Annotated in this window: 14 protein-coding genes; 5 read left to right on the top strand and 9 right to left on the bottom strand. The window is 60.5% G+C overall.

Going from position 1 to position 11544, the window contains the following annotated elements; genetic code table 11:
- Nucleotides 1-183 precede the first annotated feature (183 nt).
- A complete protein-coding gene (locus tag LRQ04_RS20005) occupies nt 184-477 on the bottom strand; it encodes an HPr family phosphocarrier protein (protein ID WP_235522058.1) in 294 nt (97 codons plus the stop codon).
- A 155-nt stretch (nt 478-632) separates the two neighbouring features.
- On the opposite strand from LRQ04_RS20005, the gene LRQ04_RS20000 reads away from it, so the two are divergent.
- Nucleotides 633-1421: a GntR family transcriptional regulator gene (locus tag LRQ04_RS20000; RefSeq protein ID WP_235522057.1), complete on the top strand. Its 789-nt coding sequence runs from the start codon at nt 633-635 to the stop codon at nt 1419-1421.
- Between the two features lie 127 nt (nt 1422-1548).
- On the opposite strand, the gene LRQ04_RS19995 is transcribed toward LRQ04_RS20000, so the two are convergent.
- The 4 genes from LRQ04_RS19995 to LRQ04_RS19980 form a co-directional block, all read right to left on the bottom strand.
- Nucleotides 1549-3222 carry a cytochrome bc complex cytochrome b subunit gene (locus tag LRQ04_RS19995; RefSeq protein ID WP_235522056.1) on the bottom strand — a complete coding sequence of 558 codons (1674 nt, stop codon included), beginning with the start codon at nt 3220-3222 and terminating at the stop codon, nt 1549-1551.
- The gene (locus LRQ04_RS19990) at nt 3200-4270 is read right to left on the bottom strand and encodes a ubiquinol-cytochrome c reductase iron-sulfur subunit (protein ID WP_235522055.1); all 1071 of its coding nucleotides are present in this window, start codon (nt 4268-4270) and stop codon (nt 3200-3202) included. Before LRQ04_RS19990 ends, LRQ04_RS19995 begins: the two co-directional genes overlap by 23 nt.
- Before the next feature lie 95 nt (nt 4271-4365).
- On the bottom strand, nt 4366-5154 hold the full coding sequence (locus tag LRQ04_RS19985) for a c-type cytochrome (RefSeq protein WP_235522054.1): 789 nt from the start codon (nt 5152-5154) through the stop codon (nt 4366-4368).
- Between the two features lie 89 nt (nt 5155-5243).
- Nucleotides 5244-5918 carry a heme-copper oxidase subunit III gene (locus LRQ04_RS19980; protein ID WP_255774424.1) on the bottom strand — a complete coding sequence of 225 codons (675 nt, stop codon included), beginning with the start codon at nt 5916-5918 and terminating at the stop codon, nt 5244-5246.
- 112 nt (nt 5919-6030) lie between these two features.
- On the opposite strand from LRQ04_RS19980, the gene trpD reads away from it, so the two are divergent.
- Nucleotides 6031-7089, top strand: a complete 1059-nt coding sequence (trpD, locus tag LRQ04_RS19975) for an anthranilate phosphoribosyltransferase (RefSeq protein WP_235522052.1) — start codon at nt 6031-6033, stop codon at nt 7087-7089.
- Between the two features lie 18 nt (nt 7090-7107).
- Here trpD and LRQ04_RS19970 read toward each other — a convergent pair whose 3' ends face one another.
- Together LRQ04_RS19970 and LRQ04_RS19965 are read right to left on the bottom strand one after the other, a co-directional pair.
- Complete coding sequence (locus LRQ04_RS19970) at nt 7108-7386, bottom strand: Lrp/AsnC family transcriptional regulator (RefSeq protein WP_235522051.1); 279 nt, start codon at nt 7384-7386, stop codon at nt 7108-7110.
- 72 nt (nt 7387-7458) lie between these two features.
- Complete coding sequence (locus LRQ04_RS19965) at nt 7459-7848, bottom strand: DUF3054 domain-containing protein (RefSeq protein WP_235522050.1); 390 nt, start codon at nt 7846-7848, stop codon at nt 7459-7461.
- A gap of 126 nt (nt 7849-7974) precedes the next feature.
- Between LRQ04_RS19965 and LRQ04_RS19960 the strand changes: the two genes are divergently transcribed.
- Nucleotides 7975-8433, top strand: coding sequence for a VOC family protein (locus LRQ04_RS19960; protein WP_235522049.1), 459 nt, complete (start codon nt 7975-7977; stop codon nt 8431-8433).
- 87 nt (nt 8434-8520) lie between these two features.
- Complete coding sequence (locus LRQ04_RS19955) at nt 8521-8946, top strand: VOC family protein (protein ID WP_235522048.1); 426 nt, start codon at nt 8521-8523, stop codon at nt 8944-8946.
- Between the two features lie 62 nt (nt 8947-9008).
- On the opposite strand, the gene LRQ04_RS19950 is transcribed toward LRQ04_RS19955, so the two are convergent.
- Nucleotides 9009-9992, bottom strand: a complete 984-nt coding sequence (locus LRQ04_RS19950; RefSeq protein ID WP_235522047.1) for an Lrp/AsnC family transcriptional regulator — start codon at nt 9990-9992, stop codon at nt 9009-9011.
- A gap of 94 nt (nt 9993-10086) precedes the next feature.
- Here LRQ04_RS19950 and LRQ04_RS19945 point away from each other — a divergent pair, with 94 nt between their 5' ends.
- Nucleotides 10087-10902: an RNA polymerase sigma factor gene (locus tag LRQ04_RS19945; protein ID WP_235522046.1), complete on the top strand. Its 816-nt coding sequence runs from the start codon at nt 10087-10089 to the stop codon at nt 10900-10902.
- A gap of 77 nt (nt 10903-10979) precedes the next feature.
- Here the strand turns inward: LRQ04_RS19945 and LRQ04_RS19940 are convergent, their stop codons facing one another.
- Entirely contained in the window at nt 10980-11474 is a 495-nt protein-coding gene (locus LRQ04_RS19940) for a MarR family winged helix-turn-helix transcriptional regulator (RefSeq protein WP_235522045.1), read from the bottom strand.
- Nucleotides 11475-11544: the final 70 nt, after the last annotated feature.

Genomic DNA, 11544 nt, shown 5'->3' with positions numbered 1-11544 from the left:
CAACCGCGTCCGAACAACACCACCGCGGCCGCACGCTGTTCCTCGGACAATGAACTGCTCTTAAACATCAAACTGCTCCCCGTAAGTCAGAACTGAATTTTCAGTCCAACTTTCGGGGAGCAGTTCAAAAGGTGGGGCCCTCTTTATTTGCCCGCAGGTTGTTCCGAGCAGCTGGAGCTCTGTTCAGTGGCCCTCGGAGGCCTCCAGGACGGACGAAAGTTGTACAAGGGCACTCTGGACGTTCGGAATGCTGTGGTCGTCAGAGAGGGCCTCTGGAGCTACTTCCAGGAAAACCTCGCAGCCGTGGGCAAAGTCCTCTGTCATGACCTCCAACAATGAGCGTGCGTCAACAGGACGACCCTCCCGTTTCCGAATTGTCACAGGCAGCCCGGTCTCCGTGACAGCACGAACGAATACGGCGGCGGCCCGCGCATGCAGTCCGATCCCGGCAGCGACGTAGGTCTTCAGCTCCGGCAACCTCAACTCCTTTGTTACGACGGATGCTCCGCGTGAAATGATCCATATAAGCGTAGCTGCCCCAGCCGTTACCAGTACGTACCGAAGGCAGTGGTCTAGACCTGACGTGCCAGTGAATTATCCTTAAGCCATGACTCACATGATGGATAGCGGCCGTGCCTGAAGCGGCGAGTATCGCTGGGGATATAGACCGGACCAGCGGAACACCCATCTACGTTCAGCTACGCGAAATCCTCCGGACCTTCATCGCACAGTCCTGTCCGCCCGGGTCTTCGCTGCCGTCCGAGAGGGACCTTTCCGAACGTTTCGGCTTGGCCCGAATGACTGTGCGCCAAGCAATTGACGCCTTGGTCGGCGAAGATGTCATAGAGCGCGTCGTCGGCCTCGGCACCTTCGTGAAGAAGCCCAAACTGGATCTCCAAGTGAAGTTGACCTCCTACAGCGAGGAGATGCAGCGACGAGGCATGGTTCCGGCCGCTAAGGTCCTCAGCTTTGAGCAGATCGCTGCAAGTGCCTTCCTGGCACGCGAATTGCAACTGGATGAGGGTACGCCGCTGGTCCGGTTCCGGCGCCTGCTGCTGGCAGATAACGAGCCAATGAGCGTTGATGAGAACTTTATCCCAGCCCACCGTGTGCCTGGCTTGTTGGACGAGGCCCCACCCACATCGCTCTACAACGTATTGAGCGAACGTTTCGGACTGGTTATGGAGTGGGGCGAGGACATGATTGAGGCCACCGCCGCATCACCCTCCACGGCCCGCCTTCTTAACGTCGACGTCGGTTCGCCCCTCCTCAAGATCCAGCGCCATGCCTTCGTGGCCCGGGCGATGGTGGACTACTCCGTGTCGTATTACCGGGCAGACCGGTACAAGCTGTGGGTACCCCTCCAGCGTCCTGGCGTCCGCCCTACCCGTAATTACTCGTCGGGCTACAGGACGCCCTAAGCGAGGACGCCAGCCAAAGCCGGCCCACCGCCGTCGTTGTTGTACCGGTGCAATGCAGGGCACGCAAAAGCCCGGCTGGAGAAATCCAGCCGGGCTTTTTACGTGATCTGACAGAGGCTACTGGGCGCTAGTGGCTCAGGCTCTTCTGGTCTTCACCGGAGGTGATTGCTTCATGGTGGCCATGAGCGTGTGCTGCTTCCAGTTCGGCCGGGGTTGCCGGTGCGACCCGGTCCTCGAAGAACCACTTGGAGAGTGCCGCGCGGCGCTTTTCCTTGCGGGTGACAACACCGTGTTCGTTCGGCTGGGCCGGCAGGGGAGCAGGTGACTCGAAGCCAACCAGCTTGTATCGCTTGTACTCGTCCAACGGGGCGTGAACCTCGATGAACTCACCGTGCGGGAGGCGCACGATGCGGCCGGTTTCGCGGCCATGGAGTGCAATTTCGCGGTCCTTGCGCTGGAGAGCCAAAGCGATCCTCTTGGTCACGATGAACGCGATGATCGGGCCAATGAAGAACAGCGTGCGGAGCCAGTAGGTAACGTCGTTCAACGACACGTGGAAGTGCGTTGCAATGAGGTCGGAACCAGCCGCTGCCCACATAACGCAGTACCAGGTGAAGCCTGCAACGCCGATTGCGGTACGCGTTGGAGCGTTACGCGGACGGTCGAGGACGTGGTGTTCCCGGTTGTCCTTGGTGACCCAGCGTTCGATCCAGGGGTACGTAAACAGAACGGTGAAGATGATGCCGGCAGGCACAAGGGCCGGGAGCAGCACGTTCAGGGTCAGGGTGTGGCCAAAGACGATCCACTCGAAGTGGAAGTTGTTCACGACACCTGGCATGAGACGCAAGGCGCCGTCCACGAATCCGATGTACCAGTCAGGCTGTGTACCAGCCGAAACGGGCGAAGGATCGTACGGGCCGTAGTTCCAGATCGGGTTGATCGTGAATGCTGCAGCCATCAGGGCCAGGACGCCGAAGACGATGAAGAAGAATCCACCGGCCTTGGCTGCGTATACCGGGCCGAGGGGGTAGCCGACGACGTTGCCGTCATTACGGCCGGGGCCGGGGTACTGGGTGTGCTTGTGTACGACGACCATGAAGAGGTGGATGACAATCATCAGGAGGATAAGTGCTGGCACCAGCAGGATGTGCAGTACGTAGAGTCGGCCGATGATGGCCGTTCCCGGGAATTCTCCACCGAAGAGGAAGAACGAGATGTAAGTACCAATCACCGGGATGGACTTGATGACGCCGTCGATGATGCGCAGGCCGTTACCGGACAAGAGGTCATCAGGGAGCGAGTAGCCCGTAAAGCCGGCTGCCATGGCCAGGATCAGCAGGACGCCGCCCACTACCCAGTTCATTTCACGGGGCTTGCGGAACGCACCGGTAAAGAAGACACGCAGCATGTGAACGCCGAGGGAGGCCACGAAGAGCAGTGCTGCCCAGTGGTGGACCTGGCGCATGAAGAGCCCGCCACGCACATCGAACGAGATGTTCAACGACGAGTTGTAAGCGACCGACATCTCGACGTTGTACAGCGGGGTGTACGAGCCCTGGTAGTGGGTCTCCGCCATGGACGGATCGAAGAAGAACGTCAGGAAGGTACCCGACATCAAAAGGATGACGAAGGAGTACAGTGCCACTTCGCCAAACATGAATGACCAGTGGTCCGGGAAGACCTTCCGGCCGAACTCACGCAGGATGCCGGAGCCGCCTACGCGCTCGTCAACGAAGTTGGTGAAACTACCAACCTTGGTTTTCGGAACGAAGGGGGCTTCAGCTGTTGATGAGGCGCTCATGCTCGTCACGCTCCCAGTAACTCGGTCCTACAGGTTCTCTGAAGTCGCTGGTTGCGACGAGGTAGCCCTCTGCGTCAACTGCGATGGGCAGCTGGGGGAGCGGACGGCTGGCCGGCCCGAAGATGACCTTGCATTCCTGCGTAAGGTCGAACGTGGACTGGTGGCAGGGGCACAGGAGGTGGTGCGTCTGCTGCTCGTAGAGAGCAACGGGGCAACCAACGTGCGTGCAGATCTTGGAGTATGCAACGATGCCGTTGTAGCTCCAGTTTTCACGGCCCTTGGAGGGGTTCAACGAGTTCGGGTCGAGGCGCATGAGCAGGACAACTGCCTTTGCCTTTTCATTCAACTTGCCTTCGTGCAGCTCGTTGAGTCCCTCGGGAATCACGTGGAATGCCGAACCAATGGTCACATCGGAAGCCTTGATGGGGGTGCCATCAGGGTCGCGGGTGAGTCGCTTAAGCTTGTCGCCGTCGGGTGCCCACATGGTGTGTGCAAGGGCTTTGTCCGGCCGCGGACCCAAATCGCCGAAGATGGCGAGGGCCGGCAGGGGAGCCAATGCAACGGCGCCCAGGAGGGTGTTGCGGATCAGAGGACGGCGCTTAATGCCCGTCTCCTCTACGATGTCGTCGACGATACGGACCGCAGCCTGGCGGTCTTCCTCGGTGCGGATGGCGTGACGCTCTTCCGACACTTCATGATCGGGCATCAGGGCCTTGGCCCAGTGCACGATGCCCGTTCCGATACCCAGCATGGCGAAAGCCGTACCCAGTCCCAGAAGGAGGTTTTGGGTGCGGATGGTCGCAATGGTGGTGTCGTCGCCCAAATCGATGGCGAAGTACGCCACCAGGAAGACCAACGTACCGATGACGGAGGTGCCAAACAGAATGGCTACCTGACGCTCGGCGCGCTTCGCGGCTACCGGGTCCGTGTCAGCCAGGCGCAAACGATGCGGAGGAAGTCCAGGATCCTGGAACTTCTCCACCTCATTCTGACCAGCCGTAGCTACGGTGCCCGAGTGGTTCGGACTGCCGTCACTATGGTTGCCCATAATTCGCCTCATCCTTCTCTCGTTGTCTCGGCCGGGGCCGAGTTATTTTCAGTTTCAAACTGCTGACTGTGCAGCAGAAGTTTTTTGCCTGCAGGCTAGGACGTGCGGGACGTCAACCAGATGGTGAAGGCGATGATGACACCCAGGCCGGCAACCCAAACAAAGAGGCCTTCGGATACCGGACCAAGGGAACCAAGTTCAGCTCCACCGGGCGATCCATTGGCTTCAATCGTCTTCAGGAAGGTGATGATGTCGCGCTTGTCTTCAGGCGTGATGTTCGAATCGTTGAAGACGGGCATGTTCTGCGGCCCCGTGGCCATGGCTTCGTAGATGTGGGCTTCGGTGACACCTGCCAGGCCGGGAGCGAACTTGCCGCGGGTCAACGCACCGCCAGCGGCTGCTGCGTTGTGGCACATCGCGCAGTTGACGCGGAAGAGTTCGCCGCCCTTGGCTGCGTCTCCCTTACCGTCGAGGAGCTTTTCCTCGGGAATAGCCGGGCCTGCACCGAGGGAGGCAACGTAAGCAGCGAGCTGCTTGGTCTGTTCCTCATTGAACTGGGCGGGCTTCTTCTGGGCCTGGGGGCCGCTCATCTGCATGGGCATACGACCGGTACCAACCTGGAAGTCAACAGCAGCAGCACCCACGCCGACCAGCGAGGGGCCGTCGTTGGTTCCGCTTGCACCCATACCGTGGCAGGTGGCGCAGTTGGCGGCGAAAAGCTTTCCGCCTTCTTCTACGTCACTGGCGCTGTAGCTAGTGGTGTCGGCCTTGGCCTGGTTGACGGTTGTGGCAACGGCGTAAAGCCCACCAGTGAGGAGGAGGCCCATCAACAGCAGCGCTATGGCTGCCAGTGGGTGACGTCGCTTCTGCGAGAGTGCCTTCACGTGGTGGTTCCTTTTTTCGATCCTGCGTCGGCTCCGGGAGCCGCTTCTTTAAATTCTGCCTCTTGTAGAAAAAGAGTCAAAGCTGGGGCTTACTTGAGGACGTAGATGACCAGGAAGAGGCCGATCCACACGACGTCGACGAAGTGCCAGTAGTAAGAGGTGACGATTGCCGACGTCGCTTCGAAGTGTCCGAACTTCTTGGCTGCAAAGGCGCGTCCAATGATGAACAGGAACGCGATCAAACCGCCGATGACGTGAAGGCCGTGGAAGCCTGTAGTCATGTAGAAGGCGGAGCCGTAGGCGTTGGACGACAGGGAAACGTGCTCGGAGACGAGCATGGCGTATTCCGTGGTCTGGCCGGCTACGAAGAAGGCACCCATGATGAACGTGAGGACAAACCATTCCGACATGCCCCAGCGCGTGAACTGAAGCGGCCTGCCGGTGCGGCGGGGCTCCAGCCGCTCAGCGGCAAAGACGCCCATCTGGCAAGTAAAGGAACTTGCCACAAGGACGATGGTGTTGACGAGCGCAAACGGGAAGTTGAGCTTGGCCGTCTCCTCGGCCCACATCGTTCCCGATGTGGAGCGCAGGGTGAAGTACATGGCAAAGAGGCCGGCGAAGAACATCAACTCACTGGACAGCCAAACTACGGTTCCAACAGAAACCAAGTTGGGGCGGTTCAGCGTCGGGTGCGCCGGGGTACTGGGGGCATGGGTCGCAGATGTCACAAGGACATTATGTCTGTAAAAGTCCAGAGTTCCCAATGCAAACCACCGATTCGGGAGACTTTTTCTACAAAGACGCGAAATCGCGCGGAAAAGTTCCCGGCCCGGTTCACATTGGTCATCGGCGTGGCTGGCTCGATAGCATCAGGGAGTGACTTCTCCGGCATCGGCACCTGCAGCCAGCAACACCTGGCCAGGGCTCATCTCAGCACTGATCAACGGCGACGACCTTGCGGTGGCCAACACCGAATGGGCCATGAATACGATCATGTCCGGTGAAGCCACGCCGTCGCAGATCGCCGGCTTCCTTGTGGCCTTGCGTGCAAAGGGCGAGACGGTCGAAGAGTTGGCCGGCCTTGTCGAGGCCATGGTCCAGCACGCCAATCCCATCGGGATCACCGGGGAGAAGCTGGACATCGTTGGAACGGGAGGCGACCGCCTCAATACGGTCAACATATCCACCATGGCCGCGCTCGTTGCTGCGGGTGCGGGTGCCAAGGTGGTCAAGCACGGCAACAGGGCGGCATCGTCGACGTCCGGTTCTGCTGATGTCCTGGAAGCCCTGGGCGTGCGCCTTGACCTCTCGATTGAGCAGGTGGCCCGGAACGCCGAAGAGGCAGGAATCACATTCTGTTTTGCCCAGGTTTTCCACCCTTCATTCCGTCACACGGCCGTCCCAAGGCGGGAGCTGGCCGTTCCAACAGCCTTCAATTTCCTGGGGCCGATGACCAACCCGGCCCATGTGCAGGCATCTGCTGTTGGTGTGGCCAATGCCAGGATGGCCCCGTTGGTGGCTGGAGTTCTGGCCCGGCGTGGAAGCCGCGGATTGGTGTTCAGGGGTGACGACGGACTGGATGAGCTCACGCCCACCGGGCCGTCCACGGTATGGGAAATCAGGGATGGAGCTGTTACAGAGCAGGTCTTCACTCCTGCGGACCTGGGAATAGGTCCGTCTACCGTGGCCGACCTCCGGGGCGGCGACGCCGCAGCCAACGCTGCCGTTGTCCGGGAGATCCTCGACGGTAGGGTCGGGCCCGTGCGCGACGCTGTTCTCCTGAACGCGGCAGCAGGGCTGGTGTCCTTCGACCTTCATGCCCAGGGCAGCCTGGTGGAGCGGATGGGTGCCGCGTTCGCCCGCGCAGCTGAATCTGTTGATTCGGGTAAGGCAGCCGCGGTCCTGGAGAAGTGGACAGCGCTCAGCCAGAGCTGACAGCTGACCCGGTCCTGTTTATTCGAAGCCGAGTGCGAATGCCGCATCGAGGTCGTGCTGCGAATACGCGCGGAACGCGATGTGCGTGGTGGTGTGGACCACAGAACCAACCTTTGAAAGCTTGTCGGCGATAACGTCGGCAAGCTCTTCATGCTTTGAAACCCTGGCCACCGCGATCAAGTCCCATTCGCCCGTCACGGAGTAGACCTCGCTGATGCCCTGGATGGCGGAGATTTGCTCGGCCGTCTCCGGGATGCGCGAGGCGTCGGTCTTGATCAGGACGAAAGCAGTGATCACGTGGGGCCCTTCCGGAAAAGCATCATTGCGGACGCTTTCCAGCCTAGTGCATCCACCATGTCCCGGGCTGGATCACACCCGGCTGCGCCGCTTGCGCACGACCCGCACCACCAAGGCCACCAGCGCACGGTATCCAAGCAGGAAAACAGCGAGGCTGATCAGTGCTACCACGATGAACGGCAGTACGACTGTCTGCCCGGTGGCTGCCCTCAGGAGCATTCCCACCACTACCGTGCTGAGCCAGACGCCCACGCCGACCGGCCATAGGGAGAGCGGCGCCCGCCATGCACGCAGGACCATCCACGCGATGGCGGCGCCGGCAAGGAAGGGCCACGCCGTGGTGAAGGCCCCGAGGACAATGTCGCCACGGGCATGAGCATCGCGACCAATGGCTGCGAAGACAAGAATAAACAAAAGGTCGGCGATTGCGGCTGGAAGCCACGGCTTGGATGGGGAAGGCATGCCTCCGACATTAGCGGCCATTGCGATCAGGCGGGAATTCGCTCCGGGCCATTGTGGGGGTGAAAGCCCCGGTATTAGCCTCGGACGGGGGACAAGGAGTTCCCCGGTTCCTTGGAGGGATGGCAGATGCAGAAGATTTCCACTTGTTTGTGGTTCGACGGCCAGGCTGAGGAGGCAGCGGAGTTCTACACTTCCACGTTCGACAATTCGTCCATGGGTGAGGTTATGCCTGGGCCCGGCGGCAAGGCACTCACCGTGGAATTCGAGATCGAGGGCAGGCAGTTCATGGGCCTCAACGGAGGCCCATTGTTCAAGTTCACCGAGGCGGTTTCCATGGTGGTCAATTGCGACTCCCAAGAAGAAGTGGACCGCTATTGGGATGCCCTGCTCGTCGGGGGAGTGGAGAGTCAGTGTGGTTGGCTGAAGGACCGGTTTGGCCTGTCGTGGCAGGTTGTTCCTACCGCTATGGCCGGGATCCTCAATGGGCCGGACCCGGCAGGTTCCCAGCGCGCCATGGAAGCGATGATGAAGATGCGCAAGCTCGACATCAATGAGCTCCAAAGGGCTTACGACGGCGTTGAGTAACCATGGGGGACAGGCGCTGGACGCGCTGCTAGCATGTGCGCAGGGTGCCGTATTCACGCACCTGGTAACCGTGAGGAGAACCGACCGATGACAACGCGCCTCAACCCATACATCTCGTTTCGGGACAATGCCCGGGACGCAATCACGTTCTACGAATCCGTCTTTGGCGGTGAGCTGAACATCAGCACTTTCGGTGACATGCCCGGGAGTCAGGACCCAGCCGAAGCCGATAAGGTCATGCACGCCATGCTGGTAACTCCTGGCGGTCTGACCCTCATGGCGGCTGACACGCCGAACGGCATGGAGTACAACCCCGGCGACAACATTTCTGTATCCCTCAGCGGTGACGCATCAGACGAAGCTGAGCTGCGTGGGTTCTGGGACAAGCTCGTCGACGGCGGTACGGTCACCGTTCCGCTCGAATCGGCACCCTGGGGCGACATTTTTGGAATGTGCGTCGACAAGTTCGGTATCAACTGGTTGATCAACATCGCAGGAGAACAGCAACAGTAGCTCCACGGTTCCGCCTTCACTGGATGCCCCGCCCGGATTCCCGGTGGGGCATCCACGTGGCTTCAGCTGATCCGCCGGCCGTCCGTGGTAAGTCGCTTGCCCATGTGTTTTGGTGTGCGCAACACGATGGAGCGGTCCATGATCTCGGCGAAAGGAAGCCTTTCGCCGAGCTGCCGTTCCAGGACGGTCATGTCCTCAATGCGGCGAAGCCAGACCATCATCAAGATGGAGTACAGCCCAGCAGTGGTGGCTACGAACCGGACCTCCTGGAGGCCCACGAGCCGTCCGGCGACTGCTTCAACCTGCGTGACGGGAACGCGCAGGAAGTACCACACTGATACGGGCCAGGGAGCATAAGCGCGGGCCACCTCCAAGCGCACAATGAGGCGCTTTTCGGCAAGGAGCGCTAAGAGGGCGTTCTTCGCGCGGACAGGGCTGATACCGGCACTCTTGGCGATGTGGGCGACGGACGCGCGGCCGTCGTCGCGCAGAATTGCGGCAACGTTATTTTCCACTTCTAAAGGAAAACCCCGCTGGGCTGCAGTGGGCTGGGGGAGTCCAAGCTCGAGCCGGGTGATTTCCCGTTCCTGCAGCGAACGCAATCTCCATTGCTGCGCGTCCGCAAGCAACCTGATGCCGCGGTGGGTGCGGGTAGTCGTGACGCCGGCAATGGAGGGGAGCCTGTCCAGGACAAAGCGGCCCAGGTCAGCATCGGACTGGCAAAGGCAAGTCAGTACGAGGTCCCGACCGCCGGCTGTCTGGTCGATCGACAGGACCTCGTCATCGTCGGCGAGGTCCGCAGTGGCGGAAGCAATACTCGCAGGCGCGCAATCAATCTCGATGATGGCGCCGGTGTATCTCGCTCCGGGCCGCCGATAGGCCGTGATCCAGGCCAGCCCGGCGTCTTCCAACGCGCTCCAGCGCCTGGCTAATGTCACGGCGTCGGCTCCAACTACAGGAGCCAAAGCGGCCCACGGTGCACGAGGACGGATCTGGAGGGCGTGCAGAAGCCGAAGATCCCGCTCGTCGAGATGATATTCCTGCATTTTTCCTGCTCTTTCAGCAAAAAACCTGCGTTTTGAGTGTATTCAACCACTTGTTGCCTAGGTTTGGGGCCGCCCCACCTGAAAGGCCCCTCCCATGTCCACTCAAACCGCCGACCCGGCTGCCATTACTGCGCAGGCTCATGCCGCCGACGTACGGAAAGCGTGGGGGAGAGGTGGGGCTGCGCATCCGGCCGATGGAAGCTGGTCCGATGCCTTGTTGCTGTCCGCTGTACGTCGGGGGGACCTGTCCGCGTTCGCCGAGCTGTATCGTCGCCACTTGGCAGTGGCCGGTTACGTGGCCCGCGCGGAGTGCGACACCGGCAACGATCCGGACGACGTCGTGGCAGAAGCCTTTGGTTCGGTGTTTGGATCACTGGCCAAAGGAGGCGGGCCCCGCGAGTCGTTCCAGGCGTACCTGACGACAACTGTCAGGCGAATTGCCCATCGGCGCAACATCCAGGGCCGACGACGTGCAACGCTTGGCTACGGCAGCGCCGTGGATTCCCTGGTTCTCAGCGAGGACTCGAGCATCAAGGCTTTCGAATCCACGACCCTGATGAGGGCCTTCCACTCGTTGCCCGTGCGATTGCAGGCGGTTCTGTGGTGCGTGGAAGTTGAAGGCCTGAAACCTGCGGCAACGGCGCGGGTCATGGAACTGAGCCCCAATGGAGTTTCTTCGCTGCTTATCAGGGCGCGTGAAGGGCTCCGGCAGGCGTATCTCCAACAACATGTGCAATTCTCGCCGGACGATCCCTGCATCGATTTTTCCCGACATTTGGGCAAGTTCGTCAGGAACGCCGTTCGTAAGGCCGCGCGGCAGAGGCTCGATCGCCATGTGGCTGTGTGTCGTCGCTGCCATGAAACAGTGCAGGATCTCAAGGAGATCCACGCAGGTATGGCTGGTGCCTGAGGGGAGCCCCGATTCACCTTTACTTTACATAATGTAGATTATCGGCACTTAATGTCGAGAGCCGGAAGTGGGTGCCCTTAGGTCCCAGCAGTTCCCGGATTGCCCAAGCGCGACGCGGCTTTCTTCTGGATCTCTGCAGCTCTGGTTGAGTAGTCGGCGATGGTCCGCAGTTCGTCGTCGCTGTACCCCTCAAGAAGGCGCCCGAGTCCGTCCATGAAGTCGACGAAATACGGTGTCGCAGCGGTGACCTGGTCGCCGATCAGCTCGATCAGTACCTTTCGTTTGTCCTCGTCGCTCCGGACCCTTCTGGCGACTCCCTTGGCCTCCAGCCGTTGCATGAGCCCGGTGACTGAGGCAGGCGCCAACCCTGAATGCTGTCCGAATTCCCCTGCTGTCATGGGCCCAAAGCGCAACAGGATATCGATGGATTTACCCTCCGTGGCGGACAACCCGCGCAGCTCGGACAGCTTGGTGTGGAACATGACGGCGGCCGTCGAAAGCTCCCTTCCGGAAGTGAAAACGGCGTCCATCAGGGCTTGCCGGTGGGCGCTGTGCTTGGCTTCGGATTCCATGCGACGAGGCTAGCAAGTTATTTCGTTTTCCCGAAAGGATTGCACTCCGCATGCTCCAGCTATATATTTC

It is taken from the genome of Paenarthrobacter sp. AR 02 (genome assembly GCF_021538675.1).
Taxonomy (GTDB): domain Bacteria; phylum Actinomycetota; class Actinomycetes; order Actinomycetales; family Micrococcaceae; genus Arthrobacter.
The sequence above is the reverse complement of the archived record's forward strand: the minus strand, read 5'-3'. Positions and strand labels throughout refer to the sequence as shown.